20 protein-coding genes and 1 pseudogene are annotated in these 24,150 nt (G+C 66.6%); 8 read left to right on the forward strand and 13 right to left on the reverse strand.

All coding sequences use genetic code 11. The annotated features are described in order from the left end of the window. Window positions 1–8 precede the first annotated feature (8 nt). Complete coding sequence (locus EV283_RS12555; RefSeq protein ID WP_130325791.1) at window positions 9–2,381, reverse strand: TonB-dependent receptor; 2,373 nt, start codon at window positions 2,379–2,381, stop codon at window positions 9–11. 179 nt (window positions 2,382–2,560) lie between these two features. Here EV283_RS12555 and EV283_RS12560 point away from each other — a divergent pair, with 179 nt between their 5' ends. After that, window positions 2,561–3,583 (forward strand): YncE family protein, encoded by a 1,023-nt coding sequence (locus tag EV283_RS12560; RefSeq protein WP_130325793.1) that lies wholly within the window; start codon window positions 2,561–2,563, stop codon window positions 3,581–3,583. A 36-nt stretch (window positions 3,584–3,619) separates the two neighbouring features. On the opposite strand, the gene EV283_RS12565 is transcribed toward EV283_RS12560, so the two are convergent. Genes EV283_RS12565 through EV283_RS12605 form a run of 9 tightly spaced genes read right to left on the reverse strand, consistent with a single transcriptional unit; the run spans window position 3,620 to window position 12,301 of the window. After that, on the reverse strand, window positions 3,620–5,296 hold the full coding sequence (locus EV283_RS12565; protein WP_130325795.1) for a GMC family oxidoreductase: 1,677 nt from the start codon (window positions 5,294–5,296) through the stop codon (window positions 3,620–3,622). Window positions 5,297–5,334: 38 nt separating this feature from the next. Then, window positions 5,335–6,168, reverse strand: coding sequence for a sugar phosphate isomerase/epimerase (locus EV283_RS12570; RefSeq protein ID WP_130325797.1), 834 nt, complete (start codon window positions 6,166–6,168; stop codon window positions 5,335–5,337). Continuing rightward, window positions 6,165–6,746, reverse strand: a complete 582-nt coding sequence (locus EV283_RS12575; RefSeq protein WP_130325799.1) for a gluconate 2-dehydrogenase subunit 3 family protein — start codon at window positions 6,744–6,746, stop codon at window positions 6,165–6,167. The genes EV283_RS12570 and EV283_RS12575 overlap by 4 nt, the downstream gene beginning before the upstream one ends. Further along, window positions 6,743–7,537, reverse strand: coding sequence for a DUF1080 domain-containing protein (locus EV283_RS12580; RefSeq protein WP_347400221.1), 795 nt, complete (start codon window positions 7,535–7,537; stop codon window positions 6,743–6,745). The genes EV283_RS12575 and EV283_RS12580 overlap by 4 nt, the downstream gene beginning before the upstream one ends. 47 nt (window positions 7,538–7,584) lie before the next feature. Beyond that, window positions 7,585–8,496: a TIM barrel protein gene (locus tag EV283_RS12585; protein ID WP_130325803.1), complete on the reverse strand. Its 912-nt coding sequence runs from the start codon at window positions 8,494–8,496 to the stop codon at window positions 7,585–7,587. Window positions 8,497–8,509: 13 nt separating this feature from the next. Then, a complete protein-coding gene (locus EV283_RS12590) occupies window positions 8,510–8,896 on the reverse strand; it encodes a c-type cytochrome (protein WP_130325812.1) in 387 nt (128 codons plus the stop codon). Further along, the gene (locus EV283_RS12595) at window positions 8,893–10,035 is read right to left on the reverse strand and encodes a Gfo/Idh/MocA family oxidoreductase (RefSeq protein WP_207223123.1); all 1,143 of its coding nucleotides are present in this window, start codon (window positions 10,033–10,035) and stop codon (window positions 8,893–8,895) included. Before EV283_RS12595 ends, EV283_RS12590 begins: the two co-directional genes overlap by 4 nt. Next, entirely contained in the window at window positions 10,032–11,096 is a 1,065-nt protein-coding gene (locus EV283_RS12600; protein ID WP_130325814.1) for a sugar phosphate isomerase/epimerase, read from the reverse strand. Before EV283_RS12600 ends, EV283_RS12595 begins: the two co-directional genes overlap by 4 nt. Next, window positions 11,093–12,301 (reverse strand): MFS transporter, encoded by a 1,209-nt coding sequence (locus tag EV283_RS12605; RefSeq protein WP_242615945.1) that lies wholly within the window; start codon window positions 12,299–12,301, stop codon window positions 11,093–11,095. Before EV283_RS12605 ends, EV283_RS12600 begins: the two co-directional genes overlap by 4 nt. A 155-nt stretch (window positions 12,302–12,456) precedes the next feature. On the opposite strand from EV283_RS12605, the gene EV283_RS12610 reads away from it, so the two are divergent. The 7 genes and pseudogenes from EV283_RS12610 to EV283_RS19470 all read left to right on the forward strand — a co-directional run. Beyond that, window positions 12,457–13,458: a LacI family DNA-binding transcriptional regulator gene (locus EV283_RS12610; protein ID WP_130325818.1), complete on the forward strand. Its 1,002-nt coding sequence runs from the start codon at window positions 12,457–12,459 to the stop codon at window positions 13,456–13,458. 220 nt (window positions 13,459–13,678) lie between these two features. Beyond that, on the forward strand, window positions 13,679–14,608 hold the full coding sequence (locus EV283_RS12615) for a galactosyltransferase-related protein (protein ID WP_130325820.1): 930 nt from the start codon (window positions 13,679–13,681) through the stop codon (window positions 14,606–14,608). After that, a complete protein-coding gene (locus EV283_RS12620) occupies window positions 14,605–15,672 on the forward strand; it encodes a glycosyltransferase (RefSeq protein ID WP_130325822.1) in 1,068 nt (355 codons plus the stop codon). Before EV283_RS12615 ends, EV283_RS12620 begins: the two co-directional genes overlap by 4 nt. Further along, on the forward strand, window positions 15,669–16,142 hold the full coding sequence (locus EV283_RS12625) for a nuclear transport factor 2 family protein (RefSeq protein WP_130325824.1): 474 nt from the start codon (window positions 15,669–15,671) through the stop codon (window positions 16,140–16,142). The genes EV283_RS12620 and EV283_RS12625 overlap by 4 nt, the downstream gene beginning before the upstream one ends. Window positions 16,143–16,270: 128 nt before the next feature. Further along, the gene (locus EV283_RS12630; RefSeq protein WP_130325826.1) at window positions 16,271–17,707 is read left to right on the forward strand and encodes an NAD-dependent succinate-semialdehyde dehydrogenase; all 1,437 of its coding nucleotides are present in this window, start codon (window positions 16,271–16,273) and stop codon (window positions 17,705–17,707) included. Window positions 17,708–18,421: 714 nt separating this feature from the next. Continuing rightward, window positions 18,422–20,077, forward strand: coding sequence for a TonB-dependent receptor (locus tag EV283_RS19465; protein ID WP_242615946.1), 1,656 nt, complete (start codon window positions 18,422–18,424; stop codon window positions 20,075–20,077). Between the two features lie 15 nt (window positions 20,078–20,092). Next, window positions 20,093–21,127: pseudogene (locus EV283_RS19470) on the forward strand (TonB-dependent receptor); the annotation flags it as partial. 150 nt (window positions 21,128–21,277) lie between these two features. On the opposite strand, the gene EV283_RS12640 reads toward EV283_RS19470, so the two are convergent. The 3 genes from EV283_RS12640 to EV283_RS12650 form a co-directional block, all read right to left on the reverse strand. Then, window positions 21,278–21,835 (reverse strand): ankyrin repeat domain-containing protein, encoded by a 558-nt coding sequence (locus EV283_RS12640; protein WP_130325828.1) that lies wholly within the window; start codon window positions 21,833–21,835, stop codon window positions 21,278–21,280. Between the two features lie 65 nt (window positions 21,836–21,900). Continuing rightward, entirely contained in the window at window positions 21,901–23,604 is a 1,704-nt protein-coding gene (locus tag EV283_RS12645; protein ID WP_278044215.1) for a catalase, read from the reverse strand. Between the two features lie 176 nt (window positions 23,605–23,780). Beyond that, window positions 23,781–24,101, reverse strand: coding sequence for a hypothetical protein (locus EV283_RS12650; protein ID WP_056415468.1), 321 nt, complete (start codon window positions 24,099–24,101; stop codon window positions 23,781–23,783). Window positions 24,102–24,150: the final 49 nt, after the last annotated feature.

Consider the following 24,150-nt stretch of genomic DNA (forward strand, 5'->3'; position numbering starts at 1 on the left):
ATGCCGCATCAGAAGTTCATCCCCACGCGCACGTAATATTGCCCGCCATCGGTATCGTAAGGTGCGTTGCGCGAGTAGATCAAGCCACGAACCGCCTGGTTCGTCGCCTCCGCTGGATAGGTGTTGGCGACGTTCTCCGCGCCCGCGCGCACGGTGAAATGCCCGCCGAACCGGTAGCTGGCGGAGATGTCGAACAACGCGATCGAACCGAACTGCTGGAACAGTTCGCCGGTCGCGTTGCCCGTGACGTCCGTCCACGCCCCGTAATAGCGGGCGCGGGCGAGGAAGGAGACCGCGCCGATATCGTAGCCGAGCGTCGCGGTACCGTTATGCCGGGGCAGCCGCTCCTCGAAGATGCGGCGTTGCGTCTCGTTCGGGATCGCCGCGCTGACGCCGCTGCGCACCTTGGTCTGGTTGTAGTTGTAGGCGAGGCTGAGGCTGGCGCGGCCCGGTCCCGCGCGGTGTGCGTAGGACAGCACGGCATCGATCCCGCGCGTTCGCGTATCGAAATCGTTGGTGAAGTACGACACTGCCGTAAAGCGTTGCGGATTGGCGAACGTCGCCGGCACCGCAAAGGTCTGCGACTGGCTGAAGCGATTGTCGACGTCGATCTGATACGCATCGACCGACCCGGTAAGCCCGAAGTGCGTCTGGAACGTCAGCCCCGCGGTACCGGTCTTCGACGTCTCGGGTGTCAGAGGCTTGGCTCCCAAGGCAATCGCCAGCGGATCGCTCGGCGACAGGCGGCCCTGGTTAAAGACCTGCAACGTCGTGGTGTCGAGGCCCTGCGTGGTCTGCGACGTGTTGAGCTGCGCCGGGGTCGGTGCGCGGAAGCCGGTCGAGTAGGTCCCGCGTGCCGCGATGCCCTTGATCGGCTCGACCCTGGCGGACAGCTTGTAGTTGAACGTGTCGCCGAACGCGGAGAAATCCTCGTACCGGCCGGCGGCACCCAGCGTCACCGTCTCGACCGGCTGCCATTCGAGATCGACATAGCCCGCATAGCTGGTCTGATCGAACACGCCGGCAAGGCTCGGGCTGAAGCCGGGGAACCCGTTGGCATTGGGCGCGAGCCCCGTGGCCGCGCCCGCACCGATCGCATAGGATGCAGGGTCGCCCGCCGAGACTTCGTACGTCTCGCGACGCCGCTCCGCGCCGAATGCGACGTTGACCGGATGCGCGGTGCCGACCGGCAGGCGATAGACGAAATCGGCGTTCAGGTTGAACTCTCGCTGTTCGAGCTGGCCCAGATAGAAGCTGGTCGGGCTGGTGGGCCCGAGCGACGCGTTCAGGCTTTCGTTGAGCGTGTAGGCGATGCGGCTGCGACCGACCGCGGCGCTGAGATCATAGCTGAACCGATCGCTCAGCTCGCCCCGCAGCCCGCCATCGCCCTGATAATCGCTGAACGTCGTACCGAAGCGCGGGGTGAAGCCGACCGGATAGACGCTGCGGAACGAGAAGCCGGGAAACGCGCTGCTGGGATTGTACACCGTGTTGGTGCCGGCCGGGTTGCGCCAGGTGAAGTCGGTGACGCCCTCGCCCTGTTGCGCGGTGCCGAACAGATACAGCGTGGCGGCGTCGGCGAACGCATAATGCGCGTCGGTCGCACCGCGAATCCGCTCTTCGTCGGGCTGGCCCCAGCGTTGCACCGGGTTTGGGACGACCAGGCCGGGATTGGCGGCCTGGAACGCGAGCGCATCGGGGCGCTGGCGGGTGCGCGACGTCGCCTCCGAATGATCATATTCGCCGGTGACGACGATCGCGCCGCGATCCCCCAGCGCGATGCCGCCGCGCGCGCCGCTCTGATATTCGTTGCCGTCGCCTTTGTAATATTGCGAGACCTGGCCGAACGCCTCCATCCCCGCCGTGTCGTCAAGGATGATGTTGACGACGCCGGCAATGGCATCCGAGCCATATTGGGCCGAGGCGCCATCGCGGAGGACTTCGATACGCTTGATCGCCAGAGAGGGAATTCCCGCAAGATCGGGGGCCTGTGCACCGCGCGTGCCGAGCAGTGCCGAGCGGTGATAGCGCTTGCCGTTGACCAGGACGAGCGTCTGGTCCGCCGACAAGCCGCGCAACGTGGCCGGGCGGACGAACGCCTGGCCATCGGCCGCTGGCAGCCGCTGGACGTTGAACGACGGCAGCAGCTGCGCCAGCGTATCCGACAGGTCGCCCGAGACGCTCGATCGCACCGCGTCGCGCGACAGGACGTCGACCGGGGCCAGCGTGTCGAACTGCGTCCGCGAGCGATCGCGCGTGCCGGTGACGACGATCAGGCTGTCCGCCGCGTTCGCATCGTCGCCGGGCTGCGGCGCCGTCTGGGCAAAGGCGGACGAGCTGGCGATCAACGCGACCAGCGCGCTGCCGGTGGTGAATCTCATGATGCCCCTGGGGTTGCCGGACTGGATCCGCCGGTTCGAGAGCGAGCTAGCCACGCCGCCTTTCACGATCGTGACGATACTGGTGCAGATTGATGACATGGGACGGGCCGAGCCACCGCGCGCACCGGCGGAACCGGAGCGTCGTTAAAGTCTTTGGAATGACACCAAGGAGTTTTGCCATGTCGTTGATTACCCGCCGCCAAGGTCTCTGGACGCTCGCGGGGGGCGTCGTCGCCGCAACGGTGATCGGGACGCGCGCCGTAGCGCAGGCCATGCCCAAACCTGCGGCGCAGACGCTGGCGCTGGTCGAGAAGAACGAAGGCCGCGTCGCCTTCTACGCGGTGCCGAGCGGGAAGCGCGTCGGCGTCATCCCGCTGGGCACGCAGCCGCACGAGATCGTCGCCGATCCCGCCGGGCGATATGCATTCGTCGGCGATTACGGTGTCGAGAGCTGGAAGGCGCCGGGCGCGGGTGGCCACCGAATCTGGGTGATCGATCTCGAGAAGAAGACGCTGGTGCGGTCGATCGACCTCGCGCCCTATGGCCGGCTCCACGCCGTCAGGATGGACTCGCGGGGACGGCTATACGTGCTGTCCGAGAAGGACAGCGTGCTCGCGCGCTTCGATACCCCGGCGACGGACGAAGCGCCGTCGCGGCTGGTGCCGGTCACCGGCGTGCGGAGCCACTATCTGGTCATCCGCCGCGACGGCACGCGCGCCTATGTCGCCGATACGCTGAGCGGCGCGGTGATCATGGTCGATCCCGACGACATGAGCGTAGCCCCGGTCCGCCGGCACATCGGCGTCGCCCCCGAGGCGATGACTTTGAGCCGCGACGAACGCACGCTGTTCGTGATCGACCGGCCAAGCGGCACGCTCCACGCGCTCAATGCGACGACGCTGGCCCCGCGGATGCAGCGCACGATGCGCGGCGAAGCGGTCCGGATCGTGACGCAGACCGACGGCCGGCTGATCGTCTCAAACACGCAGGACAAGAGCCTGTCGCGGCTGAACCCCGCGACCTTGGCGGAGGAGGACTATCTTTCGCTGCCAGCGGCGGCACCGGGCCTGACGATCGTCGGCGACACGCTCTACGCCGCGTTGCAGACCGACCGGGTGGCGATCGTCGACCTGCGCGCCTGGCAGGTCGTCGGGGGTTTCGCGACAGGATCAGCACCGGACTCCGCGGTGCTGATCCGGTAAGGCGGTCGCGCCCCCCGGATCAGCACCGCGAAATGGTCAGGCCTTCTTCATCTGATTAACCGCGTGATCCGCCGCACGCGCGGTCAGCGCCATGAACGTCAGCGACGGGTTCACGCACGAGATCGACGCCATCTGCGCACCATCGGTGACGTAGAGGTTGGACGCGGCATGCGCCTGGCTCCACTCGTTGACCACGGACTTGCGCGGATCGCGGCCCATGCGTGCGCCACCCATTTCGTGGATCGCGTCGCCGGGGACGTGTTCGCGCTCGGTGCTCTTGACGTTGGTCAGGCCGGCTGCCTTGAGCATCGCCTCGCCCTGAGTCCGGGCGTCCGCCATCATCTTCAGCTCATTGTCACGGAAGGTCACGTCGAAACGGGCCAGCGGGACACCGAATCGGTCGACCTTCGACGCGTGCAGCGAGACCTTGTTGTCGGCATAGGGCAGGCACTCGCCGAACGCGCCCATGCTGAACCGCCACGGCGCGTATTTGCGCATGCCCTGCTTCATCGACGCGCCGAACCCGACCGGCGCGGCAGGATTGCGGAAGGCGCTGCCCTGATAGCCATAGCCGCGCTTGAAGCCGACATCCTCGGTGCCACCGATATTGCGGAAGCGCGGGATATAGACGCCGCCTGGACGGCGGCCGAATTCGATGAATTCCTCCATGCCGGGGATGTCGCCCTCGACGCCGACGCGGAAGATGTGATCCATCACATAGCGCCCGAGCGTTCCGCTCTCGTCGAAATAGCTGCGGTCGCTGCCCGGCGCGCGCGAGTTGAGCAGGATCTGCGTCGAGGCGATCGTCGAGGCGCAGAGGAAGACAAGATCGGCCTGCACGGTTTCGGCCTGGCCGGTCTTCGCATCGACGTAGCGGACGCCGGTGACCTTCTTGCGCTTGGCGTCGTAGACCAGGTTGGTGACGACCGAGTCCGATTTCAGCGTCAGCCGGCCGGTCGCGCGTGCGGCGGGCAAGGTGACGGCCTGCGTCGAGAAATAGGCGCCGAACGAACAGCCATTGCCGCACTGGTTGCGAAACTGGCACTTCGTCCGGTTCTGGTCGGGCTTGTCCTCGGTCATGTTCGACAGCCGCGTGTTGATCAGTTTCCGGCCCGGGAACTTGGTTTCGAGCCCCTGCTTCAGCCACTTCTCGGCGACGTTCATCGGCATCGGCGGCTGGAATTCGCTGTCGGGCAGATACGGCAGATTTTCGCGCGATCCCGACACGCCGATATATTTCTCGACATAGCTGTACCAGGGCGCGACGTCGTCATAGCCGATCGGCCACTCGCCATCGATGCCGTCACGCTTGTTCGCCTCGAAATCCGCCGGGCTCCAGCGAAAGCACCAGCGGCCCCAGATCAGCGACTTGCCGCCGACCGCGCCGGACCGGATCCAGTAGAACTTGCTGCCCTCGTCGAAGGCATAGGGGTTCAGCCGGTCGTCATTGTGGAACTCGCGGTTGCTCGGCTGGACATAGCCGTTCTTGGCGATGAAATAATCGCTGTCGAGCAACGGCTTGGGCATGATGTTGCGCGCGGGCACCTCGTAAGCGGGCTTGCCGTCATAGGTGTAGCCCTCGCCATGCTCGACCATCTTGCCGCGGTCGAGCATCAGGACGCGCAGGCCCTTTTCGGTCAGTTCCTTCGCGGCAAAGCCACCGCTGACGCCAGATCCTATGACGATCGCGTCGAACCTGTTGGTCTCGGCCATGATCTTCCTCTCCTAATAAGCTGTCAAAAACGCCCGGGTCAGAACCGAAGGGCGCGCAGTGTCCGGAAGCTCGTGGTGATGTCGGGCAGATAGGGCGCTGGGGCCTGGTCGTTCTCGACATAGAAATGCCGGACGCCGGCGCTGGCCTTCAGCTTGAACAGCGCACCGAAATCGACCGTGCCCGCCCCGACTGCGGCCATGCTACGGTCCGGGCGCATGTCCTTGACGTGATAGGCGTAGAGCCGCGGCGACAGGCGCTCGATCAGCGTCGTCAGGTTTTCACCCGCATGCAGCGCCCAATAGAGATCGAGTTCGAGCTTCACGAGCGCGGGATCGGTCTCCTTCAGCAGCCGCTCGTACAGGCTGACGCCACCCGGCTTGGTGGTGAACTCGAAATCATGGTTGTGATAGGCGAAGCCCAGCCCGGCCTTTTTCAGGTCGGTGGCGAACCGGTTGAAATTCGGCAGCGCCGCGTTCCAGGCCTGCTCGTTGCGATGCTCGTCGGTCATGTACGGCAGCACGACCGTCGTCGCGCCGAGCGTCTTGGCCATCGTGACCGACTGGTCGAAGCGCTGGAGCAGCGCGTCATAGCCGATATGCACCGATGGCGCGGTGAGGCCGAGCGTGTCCATCGTCCGGCGCAGCTTGGCATGGTCCATGCCCTCGAAGCCGCCACCACCATATTCGACCTCGCGGTAGCCGATCTGCGCGACCTGCTTGAGCGTCTCGAACGGGTCCTTCGAGAAGATATCGCGGATCGTATAGAGTTGCAGGCCGATTGCCTTCAACTGTGCCGCGGAAGCGGTGGGGACGAAGGCGAACGCGGCGGCCGCGCCCGAGCCGGCGAGCAGGGTTCTACGGCTGAGGATCATGCGGAATACACCTTGTTGACCTGAGAATAGGGGAATGCGCCGTTATACTCGCCCGGCACCGGCAGATATTCGCGCTCCTGCGTCATGCCGATTTCCGACGTGTAATAGCCGGTGATCACGAGCTGTCGGAACGCCTCGAAGAAGACGCCGCCCGACGGGATTTTGTCGGTCATCGCAAGCGTCAGCAGCGCATCGTGCTGCGCCGCGGTCGCGCGGGCGCCGGGGACCTTATAGTCGTTCACACAGCGCGCCTCGATCGCGTCGAGACCGGCGAGGATCGGCACGCGGTCCGCGGGTGCGGCCCAGTCGGCAAGCAGTTTCTCGATATAGGCCGGGACGCCCGCCGCGATCGCGCCGGGGGTATCGGTGGTCGGGAGCACGCGTTCGCTGAGCGCGGTCATCAGCGCGCGCTGCGGGGCCGTGAACACCGCGACGCTTGGTGGGCCTTCGCTGATGACGGGGATGCCCGCCGCAGCGCCAGGCGCCTGCCCGACGCCCGCGGCGCGCGCGATCGGCGCGAACAGCGCGCTGCCGAACATGCCGACGACGCCGGCGAGTGCAGTTCTGCGGTCGATCATTTGCCGTCCTTCGTCAGGTCCTGTGCGATCGCCGCCGCGGGCAGCGGGCGCACCCAGATGTTGCGGAACGATACCGGCGAATCGTGATCCTGCAGCTGGATCGGCGCGGCGTCGGCATGCGCGGTGTAGCTGGCGACCTTGCGCCAGATCGTCGTGCCGAGCATCGCCTGGTGGTTCTGCACGAGCACGCCGTTCAGCAGCGCGGTGACATAGGCCGGCCGAACCAGGCTGCCGTCGGCGGCGAAGCGCGGCCGCTCGAACACGATGTCGTACGTCTGCCACTCACCCGGCTTGCGCGCCGCGTTCACCAGCGGCGGCTTCCAGCCATAGACCGCGCCGACGGTGCCATCGGCATAGGTCGGGTTCTGCGAGCCATCTAGGATCTGCAGTTCGTAGCGCTGCATGAACCAGATCCCGCTGTTGCCGCGATCCTGCGAGCTCTTGGTCGGCGGGTTGGGCGAACGGAATTCGAGATGCATCTGCACGTCGCCAAAGCTCTGCTTCGTGACGAGGTTGTTCTCGCCGCCGCTTTTCGCGCGCGACGGGATCGTCAGCGCGCCGTTCGCGATCGGCCAGGCGATGCGATCGGGCTTCCACGCGTCGAGCGAACGCCCGTCGAACAGCACGACCGCGTCGGCTGGCGCGCCGCCGGGGGTGGCGGCGGGCGCGACGACGATCGGCGCGGGCCGGTCGGCATCATGGACGCGCCACTGGCCGCCGGGCAGCATCGGCGTGTCCTTGAAGCCCGGCTTGTCCTGCGCCGCGACTGGACCCGCCGTCGTCAGCGCCATCACCGCGATGACGCCCGCCCTCACATACCTCTTCATGCTCTTCCCCCTCATGCCGCGTCGATCGCGCGATAGGCGGCGATCAGGCGATCTTCGCCCGCGCGGCCGGCGATCGAATTGCCGTGCTCCATGCCGATCACACCGCCATAGCGTTTGGCGCGCAGCCATTTGACGATATTGGCGTAGTTGATCTCGCCCGTGCCCGGTTCGTTGCGGCCGGGATTGTCGCCGAACTGGATATAGCCGATCTCGTTCCAGCAGGTGTCGAGCGTCCGGATCAGGTTCCCCGACTGGATCTGCTCGTGATACAGGTCGGCGAGGACCTTGACCGCGGGGCTGTTCGCGCCGCGCGCGACCGCATAGCCCTGCGACACCGTCTGCATATAGACGCCGGGATGGTTGGTCCGCGTGTTGAGCGGCTCCATCACCATCGCCGCACCCGAGGGTGCGACGATGTCGCCGGCGCGCCGCATCACGTCGATGACGCGGGCGGTCTGGATATCGACCGGCAGCTTCGGATCCATGAAGCCGGTGACGACCGTCATCCGCGTCGCGTTGAGCCGCTTGGCGACGTCGAGCGAAGCGCGGATATCGGCGAGGAACGCCTCGCGCTCGGTGCCGTCATTGGCACCCAGCAGGGGCCGCGTCTGCGACCATTTGGGCATGCTGGCGACGAACACGCCCATCGTCATGCCGCGTTGCGCGAGCGCCTTGGCCATCTGCTCCTGCTCGGCCACGCTCCGCGTCGCGGCCTCATTGTCCTCCCACGCGGTGAAGCCCTGATCAGCGGCATAGGCGATCTGTTCGATCCGCCCCCCGCGACTGGCGAAGCTGCCCTCGTGCGGCGCATAGGCGAGCGAGAAGCGCGCCGCATTGCTGCTGCGGCGCTGCCCCGCGGCGATCCCCGGCACCAGCGGCGCGGCGGCGGCCGCGCCAAGCAACGTCCTGCGCGAGAGCGTCATGCGACCATCACCGTCATTTCGAGCCCTCTGCCTTGAGATACGCGATGATCGCCGCGCGCTTGGCAGGATCGGGGGTGGCGATCGGCATGCGCGTGCCAGGCACCTTCTTCTGCGGCGCGGCGAGATAGTCGTTCAGCGTCTGCTCGTCCCAGCGCAGCTTCGATGCCTTCATCGCGGGCGAATAGTTGAAGCCGGGCGCGGCAGCGGCGGCACGGCCGACCACGCCGTAGAGATTGGGGCCGATCCCGTTGCGGCCGCCCTTCGGAACGGTGTGGCAGGCGCGGCACGCGGCGAACGCGGGCGGCGAGGTCGCGGTCGACTGGGCGGTGGTCGGCGCGGACACCGTGACCGCCGCAACCGCCGCGACACTTCCCGCAACCAGAGCCATGAGCAGCTTCATTCATTCTCTCCCGGAGTCACTAAAGTCCATTTCTGGTCCGATCCTGCGTTGGCGATCACCGCCTCGATGAAGCGCATCGTGCGCAGGCCATCGGTCACGCCCGGATACCAGCGATCGTCATCGCCGCGGATCGCCGCGGCGAACGCACGGTACAGGTTGGCGAACGCCTCGATATAGCCCTCGGGATGCCCCGCGGGGGTGCGTGTCAACGCGGCCACGCCGTCGTGCAGTCCGGGGCCACCGGTCCGCACGATCTCGGCGGGACGATCGAGCCAGCGCAACGTCAGCGTATTGGGCTCCATCTGCGCCCAGTCGAGCCCGCCGCGCTCGCCGTGGATGCGCAGCCGCAGCCCGTTCTCCTCGCCCGCCGCGACCTGGCTCGCCTTGAGCACGCCGCGCGCACCGCCCTCGAACCGGAGTAATGCGCTTACGTCATCGTCGAGCCGGCGGCCTTCGACATGCGTGGTCAGATCGGCGGACACCAAGTGCACCGACAGCCCCGAGACATGCTCGGCAAGCTGGAATGCGTGCGTGCCGATGTCGCCGAGGCACCCGCCAAGCCCGGCGCGCGCGGGATCGGTGCGCCATTCGGCCTGCTTGTTGCCGTCGCTATCGATCGCTTGGCTGAGCCAGCCTTGCAGATATTCGACCTGGACGAGCCGGATCGCGCCGAAATCGCCGCGTTCGACGCGCGCGCGCGCCTCTTCGATCATCGGATAGCCGCTATAGGTGAACGCCAGCGCGAACCGGCAGCCGCTGGCCTTGGCGGCGGCGGCGATCGCCTCGGCCTCGACGACGCTCATCGCCATCGGCTTTTCACAGAAGACGTGGAAGCCCGCGTCGAGCGCGGCGATCGCCATCGGTGCGTGCAGATGGTTGGGCGTGACCACCGCGAGCGCGTCGATCCGCTGCTCCGCGGGCAACGCCCGTTCCTGCGCGATCATCGCGTCGAGCGACGGATAGAGGCGCAGCGGATCTAACCCGAGCAGCTCGCCGGTCCGCACGTTCCTCCCGCCATCGGTGCTGAACGCACCCGCGACCAACTCCCAGTCGCCATCGAGCGCCGCCGCCATGCGGTGGACCGCGCCGATAAACGCGCCCTCCCCGCCGCCGACCATCCCGAGCCGCAGCCGGCTCATGACCGCTCTTCCGACAGCCCGAGAAGCGCGCGGATCGCCTCGCGGTCGACGCCGCTGGCGGCGAAGTCGTCGAACGCGCGGTCACCACGGCGGATCATGTGATCGCGGATGAACGGCGCACCTTCGCGGGCGCCGTCGTCCGACCGTTTCAGCGCGCACTCCCATTCGAGCACCGCCCAGCCGTCATAGCCATATTGCGCCATTTTGCTGAAGATCGCCGAGAAATCGACCTGCCCGTCGCCCAGCGAGCGGAACCGGCCCGCGCGGTCGACCCAATTCTCATATCCGCCATAGACGCCCGTTCGCCCGGTCGGGTTGAATTCGGCATCCTTGACGTGGAAGCAGGAAATCCGGTCATGATAACGATCGATGAAGTCGAGATAATCGAGCTGCTGCAACACGAAGTGCGACGGATCGAACAGCAGCCGCGCGCGCGGATGGTTGTCGACCGCGGCGAGGAACCGCTCCCAGGTCGCGCCGTCATGGACGTCCTCGCCCGGATGCACCTCGAACGCGCAATCGACGCCCGCCTCTTCGAACACGTCGAGGATCGGCGTCCAGCGACGCGCGAGTTCGGCAAACGCCTCCTCGATCAGGCCGGCGGGGCGTTGCGGCCAGGGATAGACATAGGGCCATGCCAGCGCGCCCGAGAAGGTCGCGTGCGCGGACAGGCCAAGATTGGCGCTGGCGCGCGCGGCGAGCTTGACCTGCTTGACCGCCCATGACTGCCGCTCGGCGGGCTTGCCGTGGACTTCGGGCGGCGCGAAGCCGTCGAACAGCGTGTCGTAGGCGGGGTGGACCGCAACCAGCTGGCCTTGCAGATGCGTCGACAACTCGGTGACCTCGATGCCGTATTTCGCCAACCCGCCGCGAAGCTCATCGCAATAGGTCGTGCTCTCGGCGGCGAGCTTCAGGTCGATCAGCTGCGCATTGCACGGGATCTGCACGCCGACATAGCCGAGCCCGGCCGCCCATTTCGCCAGCCCGTCGAGCGTGTCGAACGGAGCCTCATCCCCAAGAAACTGGGCGAGGAATATCCCGGGGCCCTTCATGCCGGTCATGCTGCGATCTTCCTGCTGTCGTCGCGAAAGGTGAACTGGAACAGCAGCGCGATCACCGCGGCGGCGATCGCGGGATACCACCACATATGCTGCCAGTCGGCGATGGTCGGCGACGCGGGCAGCTGCGCGTAGAGCAGCGCGCCGATCTGCGACCCGAGCAGCATCCCGACGCCGTAGGTGAACAGCGTTAGCATGCCCTGGGCTTGCGCGTTGACGCCCTTGGGAGTCGCGATCGTGCCCGTGTAGATCGCGCCGGCGACGAAGAAGAAATCATAGCACACGCCGTGCAGCGCCACGCCGAGATACACCGCCCAGAGCGACGCACCGCCGTCGCCGATCGCGAACAAGGCGTAACGCAACGCCCACGCCGCCATGCCGACCAGCAGCAGCGGCTTCACGCCGAAGCGGCGGTACAGCCAGGGCATCGAGAACATGAACACGAGTTCGGACATCTGCCCGATCGCTAGCGTGCCGCCGACATTGCTGATCCCGGTCGCGCCGACATAGGGCGAGGCATAGGCGTAATACATCGCCAGCGGGATCGAGATGAGCGTCGCGCACGTCATGAAGATCAGGAACGAGCGCTGCTTGAGCAGCCCGAACGCCTCGACGCAGAAGACCTGGCGGAGCACGCTCTCGTCGCGCGGCGCGTCCGCGGCTACGTTCGGCAGCGTGAAGCTATAGAGTCCCAGCGCGATCGAGACGACCGCCGCGACGCGGAAGATCTCGGGGCTTGCGGACAGGCCGGCCCAGCCGATGATGAGGCCGGCGGTGATCCAGCCTAGCGTCCCGAATGCGCGGACGAACGGAAACTTGTCGGTCCGCTCGCCGAAGCTTTTCAGCGCGATCGTGTTGGCGAGGCCGACGGTCGGCATGTAGAGGATCATGTAGCAGAGCAGCAGCCAGACAAACCCGCTGCCCGCCTCGGGTGTGATCAACGAGGGCAGCGCGAACAGGATCACGCCGCCGACGAGGTGAAGGATCACCATCAGCATCCGCGGGCTAACATAGCGCGCCGCCGCCATGCCGAGCAGGAACGAGCCGACGATCGACGCGATCGGCCCGACCGAAAAGGCGTTGCCGATCAGATTGCCGATGCCGACGGTCTGCATGACGAGGCCCAAAGTTACGGTCCAGGCGCCCCAGGTGAAGAACTGCATGAACATCATGGCGCTCAGGCGGCCAGTCAGCAGCGCGCCGGTCATGGCCTTTGATCCATCATCTGCAACGGCCATCCGATTCCTCTCCGATCGCAGTTTTACTGCTTGTCGACCTCGAAGCTACGGAGCTGCGAAACGAATGTAAAGGATTACATCGGATATATATCGACAGGGTCGACTCACCGATCCATGACGAGGCGATGCCGACGATCATCGAAGTGGCCGCACTCGCGGGCGTCTCAACCGCCACCGTGTCGCGCGTGCTCAGCCGCCCCGAACAGGTGTCGGAGGAGACCCGGTTGCGCGTCCTCGCGATCGTGCAGTCGTCGGGCTACACGCCCAACGTCGCCGCGCGCAGCCTGCGCACGTTGCGTGCCGCCAAGATCCTGCTCACCGTCCCCGACATCTCCAACGCGTTCTTCGCCAGCGTCATCCGCGGCGCCGAGGAAGCCGCGCGCGATGCGGGCTATTCGGTCGTCGTCGGCGACACGCGGCACGATCCCGAGGTCGAGGATCAATATGCCGACATGCTCGCGCGCCGCGAGGTCGACGGGCTCATCTTCCTCGGCCACCGCCTGCCCGCCCGGCTCGCGCCGCTGCTGGCGCGCAAAGGGACCGCCGCGCCGATCGTCAACGGCTGCGAATATAGCGCCGATCTCGGCGTCCCGAGCGTCCATATCGACAATGCCGCGGCGAGCGCGGATGCGATCGACCACCTGATCGGGCTGGGCCATCGGACGATCGGCGTCGTCACCGGCCCCGAGATCAGCCCGATCAGCCGCGACCGCCTCGCCGGCGCGATCGCCGCGGCGGAACGCGCGGGGCTGCGCGACCGGCTGCACATCGCCGTCGGCGACTATTCCGCGGGGTCCGCCATCGACCACACGCGCGACCTGATCGCGCAGGGCGTTACCGCGATCTTCTGCTTCAGCGACGAGATGGCGATGGGGGCACTCAGCGCGATCGGCGATGCGGGGCTGTTCTGCCCGGGCGACATCTCGGTGATCGGGTTCGACGACCTGCCGCTCGCGCGCTATTTCCAGCCGCCGCTGACGACGATCGCGCAGCCCAAGGGGATGATCGGCCGCCGCACCGTCGAGCTGCTCGTCGACATCCTGCGCGGCGGTGACAGCACGGCCCGACAGGTCACGCTGGACCACACGCTGATCGTCCGCGCCAGCACCGCCGCACCGCGCCGCTGATCGGGCTCGACTGAAAGCGCTATAGCCCCGTGCCGGCCGGCAAACGGCGTATCGCACGCGTTGCAGCGTCCCGCCGCAACCATCTCGGCCATCGCGTCGTTTTCGATGCCGAACAGATCAACTGCGAAAACCGACGAGCCACCGCCCGTACCGCTGTCGCGCTGGTCACCGACCTACCGTGGCGCAGGCCACCCTATCCTACTCAAGCAGAGCTACCGCCATGACCGAAGTTTCCGTCGTAACCCTGGGCAAGGGACGCCCCGACCATCTCGTCAACGTCGTGCTTGGCCTGACGCGCCAGACGCTGATGCCGGCCGAGCTGATCGTCGCGGTGATGCAGGACGAGCTCTACTTGCTCCCCGACGCGCCGTTCCCGATCCGCCAGATCCAGATCGTCGCCGATGCGCTCCCGCTTGCGGCGGCGCGCAACGCCGCCACCCGCGTCGCGACCGGTGAGGTGGTCGTGTTCCTCGACATGGACTGCATCCCGACGCCGACCTTGGTCGCGGACTATGCCGGGTTCCTTGCCGGGTTCGATGGGTTGCTGATGGGCGAGGTGCTGTATCTGCCGGGCGTTGCGACCGCCGGCGACTGGTCGTATGACCGGTTCGCCGAGGTCGCGGTCAAGCATTCCGACCGCCGCGGCCCCCCGCCCCAGGGTATCGAGATTTGCACCGACTATCGCTGCTTCTGGTCGCTGAGTTTTGCGATGCGGCGCGCGACATTCCTCGGGCTAGGCGGTTTCGACGAACGCTATGTCGGCTATGGCGGCGAGGATACCGATTTCGGCAAGGCGATCGACGAGGCGGGCATCCCGATCGCCTGGGTCAAGGGTGCGCTGGCCTATCACCAATACCACCCCCACCACATGCCGCCGGTCCACCATCTCGACAGCGTCGTGCGCAACGCCGAGCTGTTCGAGAGCAAATGGGGCTATCGGACGATGGGCCACTGGCTGCACGCCTTCCGCCTCATGGACCTGATCGACATGACGCCGGGGCGGCCGATCCGCATCCTGCGCCGGCCGGACGCCGCGGATCTCGCACTGACCGGTCAGCAAAGCCACCAGCCCTATGCCAACACCGCGACCGTCATCCGCTTGCTCGAGGACCGGCTCGCGGCCACCGAGAAAGCCGCGGCCGCCGAATGAGGATCGCGATCCTTTGCCATGTCCGCCAGCCGATCGCGCAGCCCTTTGCCGGGGGTATGGAGTCGCAGTGCTGGCATCTGGCCGCGGGACTCCAGGCGCGTGGGCATGACATCGTGTTGTTCGCCTCGGGCGACAGCGATCCGCGGTTTTCGATTCAGCCGGTCATCGCCGAGCATTACGAGAAGACCTTCCCCGACGCCGAGCATCGCGGTTTCGCGCCACTCATCGCGCATCTCGATGCCGGCTATGCAGCGGCGTGCGACCGCATCGCTACGGGCGGGTTCGACGTGGTGCACAATAACAGCCTGCACCGCTTTCCGCTCGAGCCGGCGCGGACCGCGCGGGTGCCGACCGTGACGTCGCTCCATGTCCCGCCCTACGATGCGCTGCGCTGGTTCGTGCAGGCGAGCGTGACGCCGAACCACCGCCTGACCACCACCTCGGCACGCCAGCGCGACGCCTGGTGGCCGGACGGCGCGCCGCCCGAGGTCTCCGTGCTCCACAACGGCATCGCGCCGGACGCTTGGCCGTTCGTCGCGCAGGGCGACGGCAGCGCGGTGTGGTGCGGGCGAATGACCCCCGACAAGGCGCCGCACCTAGCGATCGAGGCCGCGCGGATCGCGCAGGTCCCGCTGACGCTGTTCGGACCGGTCGAGGATCGCGCCTATTGGGACGGCGTCGTTGTGCCGCTGCTCCACGGACGCATCCGCTATGGCGGGCATCTGGAGGCGGCTGCGCTGGCCGCGGCGATCGGGCGGGCGTCGGTGTTCGTGTTCACGCCCTGCTGGGACGAGCCATTCGGGCTGGTCGCGGTCGAGGCGATGGCGTGCGGGCTGGCGGTGGCGACGTTTGACACCGGAGCCGTGCGCGAGATCGTCGGCGATACGGGATGCTTTGCCCCGACCGGTGACGTCGCGGCACTCGCCGAGGCGATCGCCGCTGCGGGGCACGCACCCCGGGCGCCGCAGCGTGCGCGCGTGGAGGCGATGTTCACGCGCGACCGGTGGCTCGATCGGTGCGAGGCGTTATACAGCGACGCCTGTAGAGAAAGGGAACCGTCATGACCGATCCTCGGCCGCCACTACCGCCGTTTACCGTCGCAACCGCGATGCAGAAGGTGCGCGCGGCGGAAGATGGGTGGAACGGCCGCAATCCGGCTCGGGTGGCGACTGCGTATACCGCCGACAGCGTGTGGCGGAACCGCGACGTCTTCCTCACCGGCCGCGCGGCGATCGAGGCGTTCCTGGCCGACAAATGGACGCGCGAGCAGGAGTATCGGCTGATCAAGGAGCTCTGGGCGTTCACCGACGACCGGATCGCGGTGCGCTTCGCCTATGAATGGCAGGACGGCGCGGGTCGCTGGTTCCGATCCTATGGCAACGAGAATTGGGCGTTCGATGCCAATGGATTGATGCGCGAGCGGCATGCGAGCATCAACGATGTGGCGATCGCGGCGGACGAGCGGCTGTTCCACTGGGATCGCGCCGGGGTTCGCCCCGCGGACCATCCCGGGCTTACCGACCTCGGGCTGTAGCCTGCGCATGGCACCGCGCTCGACCGGTCCGGTGATTGCCACGCACGATCCCGAGCCTGCGCACCGGGGCTTATCGGAGCGCCCCCCGCCAACGACATCCGATCCAACGTCAACCACGGAGACGACCCATGACGACGGCCTATGATACCAAGCTCGGCCTGTATATCGCCGGCGAGTGGCTGAGCGGCGAAGGCCGCGATACCCGCGACGTGCTCAACCCTGCGACCGGCGAAGGTCAGGCGGCACTGCCGCTCGCGAGCGCCGCGGATCTCGATCGCGCGCTCGAGGCGTCGCAGCGCGGGTTCGTCGCGTGGCGCGCGACGCCGCCCGAGAAGCGCGCGGCGATCCTGGTGCGGACCGCGCAACTGCTGCGCGAGCGCGGCGATCACATCGCGCGGATCGCCACGCTCGAACAGGGCAAGATCCAGGCCGAGGCAAAGGGCGAGGTCGCGTTCGCGGCCGCGCTGCTCGATTTCCACGCGGCCGAGGCGCAGCGCATCTATGGCCGCGTACTCTCGCGCCCGTCGGGTTCGCGCAGCCTGGTGCTGCACCAGCCGGTCGGGCCGGTCGCCGCGTTCTGCGCGTGGAACTTCCCGATCATGAACGTCGTGCGCAAGATCGCCCCTGCGGTGGCGGCGGGCTGCTCGATCATCATCAAGCCGTCCGAGGAAACCGCGGGCAGCGCGGTCGAGGTGATGCGCTGCTTCCAGGATGCGGGGCTGCCCGGCGACGTCGCGCAGTGCGTGTTCGGCGTGCCCGACATGGTGTCGCGCCAGCTGCTCGCCTCTCCGATCACGCGCAAGCTGAGCTTCACCGGATCGGTGCCGGTCGGCAAGGCGCTGATGAAGCTGGCCGCGGATACGATGATGCGCACGACGATGGAGCTGGGCGGGCACGGCCCGGTGCTGGTGTTCGACGATTGCGATCTGGAGAAGACGCTCGACACATTGGTCGCGCACAAGTTTCGCAACGCTGGGCAGGTCTGTGTCGCGCCGACCCGCTTCCATGTCCAGGACGGCATCTACGACCGGTTCGCGGCAGGCTTTGCCGGGCGGACGCGCGCGCTGAAGATCGGCGACGGCATGGATTCGGCAAGCCAGATGGGCCCGATGGCCAATGCCCGCCGCCCCGATGCGATCGCCGAGCTGGTCGGCGACGCGACCAGCCACGGCGCCAAGCTGCTCGCGGGCGGTGAGTATGGCGGCCAGGGTGGTTTCTTCTTCCAGCCGACGGTGCTGGCCGACGTGCCGCTGTCGGCGCGCGCGATGAACGAGGAGCCGTTCGGGCCGCTCGCGCTGCTCAGCCGCTTCGGGACCGACGACGAGGCGATCGCCGAGGCCAACCGCCTGCCGTTCGGGCTCGCGGCCTATTGCTTCACCGAGAATGGCCGTCGCCAGAACATACTGGGCGATGCGATCGAGGCCGGCATGATCGCGATCAACAACGTCCGGCTGAGCTATCCGGACAGCCCGTTCGGCGGGGTGAAGGAAAGCGGCCATGGATCCGAGGATGGTCCCGAAGGCATCGCCGCGCATCTGATCACCAAGGCCGTGCATATCAGCTGACCTGGCCGCCGATTGATGGGGGCGTCCAAGTTCGGCGCCTCCCCGACCGAGCTAGATAGGCAAGCGTGACGCAGGGGTTTCCGTCCCAGGACGGAAGCCCCTTTTTGTTGCGCACGTGGTGCTGTCCCAACGCACGGCACGCTGAACGGCGTAGCCTGACAGGCGCCACGGCTTGAGATAAAATTGCAACAAAACATCAGAACCGTTCAGTACGGACGCATTTTAGATTGTAATAATACCCCCACTATGGCGAATTGTTGCAATATTGTTTCCCGCGGAGTGATCCCTCGGTGGGGATCGCAGCGCATCGTCGCTATGCCGGAAAGGGGGTTCGAGTTGCGCTTTGCCGTCTGTCCTCCCATCGCCGTCCCGGCACTACGACGCGTCGCAGCGGGTTGATGCGCGGGTCGGCGACCCTCACGGCAATCCCCGCCGGCAATCCCCGTTTCATCCATCAGCTTTTCATCCATGGGTGTTTGGCCCGCGTGCGATCCGCCGCGCGACCCGCCGGTTCGACGGATCTCTCCGTACAGCGCCCGCTGCCTCACGCCTTACCGCGGACAGCTGGGCTCATCAGCGCGCAGGCCGAGCCGCGCCGCGCGCGCGCCACCGATTACAAAGACACTCGCAACCAAGCCGAACGCAATCGGCGGTCCAAAGCGAGGTCGCATTAGGGGCGGATCCTGACGGCTACTTTTAAAGGGGCTTAGGATAATGAAATACACGACCTCAACCGTCGCAATGGCGGTCGCCTTGCTGTCCGGATCCCCGGCTTATGCCGCCGTCGCAGGTGCGGGGCGGGACGCCGTGCCGGCGCCGGCGCCGGCGCAGGACACGACGCCGCAAGCCGCCGCACCCGTCGAGGATGAACCGGCCGGCGACATCCTCGTCCTCGGTACGCGACGCACCGACCGGACGCTCGCCAACTCGCCCTCGCCGGTCGACATCATCAGCTCAGCCGACCTGACGACGCAGCCTGCTGCGAACATGATCGATGCGCTGAAGAACATCGTCCCCTCCTTCTATGCCGGGCAGAACTCGATCTCGGACGCGTCGACCTTCGTGCGCTCGCCCTCGCTGCGCGGGCTGTCGGGTGACCAGGTCCTCGTGATGCTCAATGGCAAGCGCTACAATCGGTCGGCGCTGGTGCAGGTCTATGGCGGCAGCGACACCGGGCTCGGCCGCGGCGCGCAGGGGCCCGACATTTCGGCGATCCCGTCGCTCGCGATCGGCAATTTGCAGGTGCTGCGCGAAGGCGCAACCGCGCAATATGGCTCCGATGCGATCGCGGGCGTGCTGAACTACGGCCTGCGTGAGGATCAGGGTATCGAACTGGTCGGCCGTGTCGGCCAATATTATGCGGGCGACGGCGAAAGCTACCAGATCGCGGGCAATGCCGGCATCAAGGGCGACTGGGGCTTCATCAACGCGACCGGCGAATATGTCGACGAGGGGCAGACCAGCCGTGGCCGGACTCGCCCGTCGGCGGCGAACTTCGCGCAGAATTTCCCTGCGCTCGCATCGCAGCTGCCCAATTATCCGCTGCCGGTGCAGATCTGGGGCAATTCGCCCTCGCATGGTTTCAAGTCGGTGCTGAATGCCGCAATCAACGTCACGCCCGACAGCAAGCTGTATTTCTTCGGCAACTTTGCGCAGAGCAAGGGCAACCAGAGCTTCAACTATCGCGCCCCGGTGAGCAGCACCGCGGTCGACACGAACGGCGTCGTGCGCAACCAGGGCGCGAACGGCGCGTTCAACAACACGTTTTTTCTCACCCCCTGCCCCGCCGGCAACGCGACCTGCCCGAGCGGCGGCTTCGTGCGAGACGGCAACACGTTCAAGTTCGGGCAGCTGTATCCGGCCGGCTTCACGCCGCGCTTCGTCGGCAAGACGCAGCAACTCTATGGCGTGCTGGGCTACAAGGGCACGAGCGGCGCCTTCACCTACGACCTCTCGGGCACGCTGGCGCGCAACAAGCTGTCTCTGTCGATGTATAATTCGGCCAACTTCTCCTACGGGCCGGCGACGCAGACGAGCTTCGACTTTGGCGACCTGATCCAGAAGGAGGTGAACTTCAACGCCGACTTCACCTATGCGGCGGAGGTCGGACTGGCGGCGCCGCTGACGATCTCGGCAGGCGGCGAATTCCGCAAGGAAACCTACGAACAGACCGCGGGCGACCTGCAATCCTATAGCGCTGGCCCCTATGCCGTCGCGCAGCAACTTTACACGCAGACCGCGCCGGGGGTGTACACCTTCTCCGGCACGACCGCGGCGCAAGGCGTCGGCGCCAGCGGCTATGCCGGCACCAGCCCGGCCACCGCGGGCAGTTTCGACCAGAAGGCCTATGCCGCCTATGTCGGTCTATAAACCGATCTCACCGATGCGCTGACGGTCGGCGCAGCGGGGCGGTACGAGCATTACAACACGTTCGGCAGCGCCTGGGTCGGCAAGGTCAACGCGCTCTACAAGTTCGTCGAAGGCTTCTCGGTTCGCGGCAGCGTCGGTACCGGCTTCCACGCACCGTCGCCGGGCCAGTCGAACGTCTCGATCGTGACGACGTCGTTCAACGGCGGCAACGCGTTCCAGGCCGGCACCTATCCGGTCGGCAGCGCACCCGCGCAATATTACGGGGCGGAGCCGTTGACCCCCGAAAAATCGACCAATTACGGCTTGGGCGTCATCCTGGAGCCGGTCCGCGGTCTCACGGTCACGGTCGACGGCTACCAGATCGACCTGCGCAACCGCATCGGCCTGACCTCGCCGTTCATCGTCGACGCCGACGACCTCGCGGCGCAACCCTCGCTGCAAGCCGTCGGCATCGACGGGCAGGTGCAGTATTTCACCAACGGCTTCAAGACGCGGACCCGCGGCATCGACGTCGTCGGCACCTACCGGACGAAGCTGAGCGAGGCGCAGCTCAATTTCACGCTCGCCTATAACTACAACAAGACCAAGGTCACCGACTATGATGCCCGCGTCATCAACTTCCCAATCCTGATCGATGCGGAAAACCTCGCGCCGAAGCATCGTATCGTCTTCAACGCCAATTGGGCGCTGGGCAATTTCAGCTTCAACGTCCGCGAGAATTACTACAGCTCGTTCACCGCGGCGCAGGATTACGGCGTGACCAACATCGTCACCAACGGCGTCGTGACCGGGGCGACGCCCAACCAGGTCTTCGGCGGCAAGTTCGTCACCGATCTGGAGATGAGCTACACCTTCGCCGAGCAATTCACGCTGTCGATCGGCGCGCAGAACTTCACCGACGAGCATCCCGACCGGCTCGCCGCGAACAGCACGGTACAGCTCTACCCGCTCACCGGCGGCACGTCCGACGGTCAGGTCTATCCCCGTGGAGGTGGCCCGTTCGGGTTCAACGGCGGCTTCTACTACACGCGCCTGCGCGTGAAATACTGATCTGGACAGGGACGCTTTAGGCGTCCCTGTCGACGCGCGTGGTCACCGGAGATCGCAACGGCTGCGTGCCCGAAGTCGGTACCCGTCAGCTACCGCGGCCCCGTCGTAAGATCGCACGTGCCGGTGGCACGTGCGGCAGGGTTTGGTGGCTCAGCGCTTGACGCGCTTTGCCATCGGGGCGTTGCCCTGGTCCGCCGCCACCGAGCTTGCGGACCGCCCTGCGGCGTCCTGGATGGTGCGATCGGCACCCGCGGCCAGCAGCATGTCGACCTGACGCGTGCGGTTGAAGAGCGAGGCCATCATCAGCGCGGTCTGGCCGGCGTTGTTGCGCGCATTGACGTCGCAGCCCGCCTTTAGCAGGCGCGCGGCGATTGCGTCCTCGCCTTTGAAGGCGACGCCCATCTGCGCGGTGTTGCCCTGATCGCGGTCCGGGCGGCACGCGTTCGCGCCCTTGGCGATCAGCGCATCGACGGTCGCCGCCTGCCCGTTATACGCGGCCAGGATCACCGGTGTGAAACCGCGATCGTCATAGGCGTTGATGTCCGCACCCGCCTTGACGAGCGGATCGATCATGTCGGGGCGGCCTAGCCGGGCGGCGTCGAACAGCAATTGCTGGCGGCGCTCAGGCGATGGCAGCGCAACTGGCGTGGTGGCAGGCGCGGCCTGCGGTGCACCGAGGCTAGCGAACGCGGCGAAGAATATCAGCATCTTAGGTTTCGTTTCCTGATCGACGAGGTCGGAGGCGCGGATCTCGCCGCGCCCCCTGCCCCGTTTTAGCGACGCGTGGTCTGCGCCGGGTTGGCGGCGCGATACTCTGCGACGGCGCGCGAAACGTCCGCCATCGGCACGTTGACCGCGGTCGCGAGGCGCGTGCCGAAGTCCTGGTCCGCCTGGTAGAAATAGCTGACCATGATCGTCTTCGTCCGCGCCGAGGTCACGACGTTGAGATCGCCCGCCAGGTTGGTGACCAGATCGGCGCGATCCTGTGCCGTCAGCGCACGATAGAACGCCCCCGCCTGCGCGAAGTTGTTGGTCTTCGCGATCGGCTTGGCGTCGACCATCGCATCGACCGCATAGGTCGAGGCACGGTAGCGGGCATCGGTCGATTTCGCGGCGGTCGCGGCCGGGAAGTAATTCACGTCCGACGTCCGCGTGGCGTGATCGAGCTGCCCGTCCTGGTTGTTGTTGACGACGCTGGCGAGCGGCCGGTTGACCGGCAGCTGCATCACGTTCGCGCCGATCCGGTGACGCTGCGTGTCCGAATAGGAGAACAGGCGCCCCTGGAGCATGCGGTCGGGCGACGCCTCGATCCCCGGCACCATGTTGGCGGGCGCGAACGCCGACTGCTCGGTGAACTCGAAGAAGTTGGTGGGTACCTTGTTGAGCGTCATCTCGCCGATCTTGCGGAACGGCACGCCCAGCCACTCCTTGGTATCGTCGAACGGGTTATAATCGAGCTTGGCGAACTCGGACGGCTTCATCGTCTGGACCATGAGATCCCAGACGGGAAAATCGCCCTTCGCGATCTCGCCATAGAGATCGTCGGTCAGATAGTTCCACGACGCGGTCGCGACCTGCGCGCCGTTGAGGTTCTTCACGCCCTGCCGGCTGATCCAGCGGAACTTGGCGAACACCGTCTCGCCCCTGGCGTTGACCAGCTTGAACGCGTGGACCCCGTTGCCGTCCATCGTGCGGTACGACGCGGGCGTGCCGAGGTTCGAATAGACGTGGGCGAGCATGTTGGTCGCCTCGGGCGTGGCCGAGAAGAAATCGAAGAAGCGATTGGGATCCTGCTTGTTGGTGACCGGCGAGGGTTTCAACGAATGGATCATGTCCGGGAACTGGATCGCGTCGCGGATGAAGAAGATCGGCAAATTGTTGCCGACGAGATCCCAATTGCCCTGATCGGTGTAGAACTTGGTCGCGAAGCCGCGCGGATCGCGCATCCCCTCGGGGCTGCCCGACGGATGGATCACGGTCGAGAAGCGGACGAACACCGGCGTCTGCTTGCCTGCCGCGAACAGCGAGGCGCTGGTGATGCTGGAGATGTCGGCAGTCGCGGTGAAAACGCCGTGCGCGCCGGTGCCGCGGGCGTGGACGACCCGCTCGGGCTCACGCTCGCGGTCGAAGCGGGCGAGCTTCTCGATCAGCGTGGTGTCCTCGAGCAAGACGGGGCCGAAATCCCCGGCGGCCTTCGAGTGGCGGTTCTCGCCGATCGGCGCGCCATTGTCGCGGGTCATCTGCGGGGCGGCGGCGCTGCCTGCGTCGCCCTTGGCATCGACGGTTCCGGCGACACCGGCCTGCGCGAGTGCAGGCTTGCCGGCGCTGACCGGAGCGGCCGCGGTGGTCATGCGGGTCTCGGCCTGCGTGTCGGCGACCGGCATCGTCTGCGCGGTGGCCGGAACCATGAGGGCGCTGGTGGAGGCGGCAGCAAGCAGCATCGCCGCCATCGCCTGACGGCTGTTCAAGTTCTTCATCGGGACCCTCTGTCTGTGCACGCGTACGGCGACGCGTGCCCGCACAGGACGTGCGGCAAGACGGGTCCTTTGGTCGAGCGGTCGCAGCTTCCGAAACGGGGAATCTGGATGACTGCAATCGATCGACTCGATCGATCCTGGCCGGACTCGTCAGCGCGCGCTGTCCCGGCGGCGCGTCAATTGCCGTCGGCGTCGACCGTGAAGACCATCGGCTTGCCGCGCGATTCGGGTTCCCAGCCGGCCCCCAGCGCCGCGCGCACGCCACGCGCGACCAGCGCGTCGCTGACCTGGAGTCGTCCGCGCTGCAGGCCCTTGAGCAGCCGCATCGGTGGGGGAAACTCCAGGATCGCGGCGCGCTGCGTATCCTTTTGCACCAGCGACACCATCATGCCCTTCCACCCGTCGGCGTCCGACCATTGCGGCTCACGCTGGAGCTGCCATTCATATTTGACCCCGTCGACCTCGACGATACTGGTTCCGCTGCGGATGTTGAGCATGTCGCCCCGCCTAGCAGGCTGACGCGTCCAGGCTAGTGCAAGACGACGT

Source organism: Sphingomonas sp. BK036, from assembly GCF_004216825.1.
GTDB lineage: Bacteria > Pseudomonadota > Alphaproteobacteria > Sphingomonadales > Sphingomonadaceae > Sphingomonas.

Bases quoted from the DNA above. Each gene is read 5' to 3' on its own strand.
- EV283_RS12580 (WP_347400221.1), bottom strand. From the start codon at position 7,537: ATGGCGCTGACGACGGCGGGTCCAGTCGCGGCGCAGGACAAGCCGGGC.
- EV283_RS12575 (WP_130325799.1), bottom strand. From the start codon at position 6,746: ATGATCGACCGCAGAACTGCACTCGCCGGCGTCGTCGGCATGTTCGGC.
- EV283_RS19465 (WP_242615946.1), top strand. From the start codon at position 18,422: ATGAAATACACGACCTCAACCGTCGCAATGGCGGTCGCCTTGCTGTCC.
- EV283_RS12595 (WP_207223123.1), bottom strand. From the start codon at position 10,035: ATGAGCCGGCTGCGGCTCGGGATGGTCGGCGGCGGGGAGGGCGCGTTT.
- EV283_RS12610 (WP_130325818.1), top strand. From the start codon at position 12,457: ATGCCGACGATCATCGAAGTGGCCGCACTCGCGGGCGTCTCAACCGCC.
- EV283_RS12600 (WP_130325814.1), bottom strand. From the start codon at position 11,096: ATGACCGGCATGAAGGGCCCCGGGATATTCCTCGCCCAGTTTCTTGGG.
- EV283_RS12585 (WP_130325803.1), bottom strand. From the start codon at position 8,496: ATGACGCTCTCGCGCAGGACGTTGCTTGGCGCGGCCGCCGCCGCGCCG.
- EV283_RS12625 (WP_130325824.1), top strand. From the start codon at position 15,669: ATGACCGATCCTCGGCCGCCACTACCGCCGTTTACCGTCGCAACCGCG.
- EV283_RS12590 (WP_130325812.1), bottom strand. From the start codon at position 8,896: ATGAAGCTGCTCATGGCTCTGGTTGCGGGAAGTGTCGCGGCGGTTGCG.
- EV283_RS12650 (WP_056415468.1), bottom strand. From the start codon at position 24,101: ATGCTCAACATCCGCAGCGGAACCAGTATCGTCGAGGTCGACGGGGTC.
- EV283_RS12565 (WP_130325795.1), bottom strand. From the start codon at position 5,296: ATGGCCGAGACCAACAGGTTCGACGCGATCGTCATAGGATCTGGCGTC.
- EV283_RS12605 (WP_242615945.1), bottom strand. From the start codon at position 12,301: ATGACCGGCGCGCTGCTGACTGGCCGCCTGAGCGCCATGATGTTCATG.
- EV283_RS12645 (WP_278044215.1), bottom strand. From the start codon at position 23,604: ATGAAGAACTTGAACAGCCGTCAGGCGATGGCGGCGATGCTGCTTGCT.
- EV283_RS12640 (WP_130325828.1), bottom strand. From the start codon at position 21,835: ATGCTGATATTCTTCGCCGCGTTCGCTAGCCTCGGTGCACCGCAGGCC.
- EV283_RS12570 (WP_130325797.1), bottom strand. From the start codon at position 6,168: ATGATCCTCAGCCGTAGAACCCTGCTCGCCGGCTCGGGCGCGGCCGCC.
- EV283_RS12560 (WP_130325793.1), top strand. From the start codon at position 2,561: ATGTCGTTGATTACCCGCCGCCAAGGTCTCTGGACGCTCGCGGGGGGC.
- EV283_RS12630 (WP_130325826.1), top strand. From the start codon at position 16,271: ATGACGACGGCCTATGATACCAAGCTCGGCCTGTATATCGCCGGCGAG.
- EV283_RS12555 (WP_130325791.1), bottom strand. From the start codon at position 2,381: ATGAGATTCACCACCGGCAGCGCGCTGGTCGCGTTGATCGCCAGCTCG.
- EV283_RS12615 (WP_130325820.1), top strand. From the start codon at position 13,679: ATGACCGAAGTTTCCGTCGTAACCCTGGGCAAGGGACGCCCCGACCAT.
- EV283_RS12620 (WP_130325822.1), top strand. From the start codon at position 14,605: ATGAGGATCGCGATCCTTTGCCATGTCCGCCAGCCGATCGCGCAGCCC.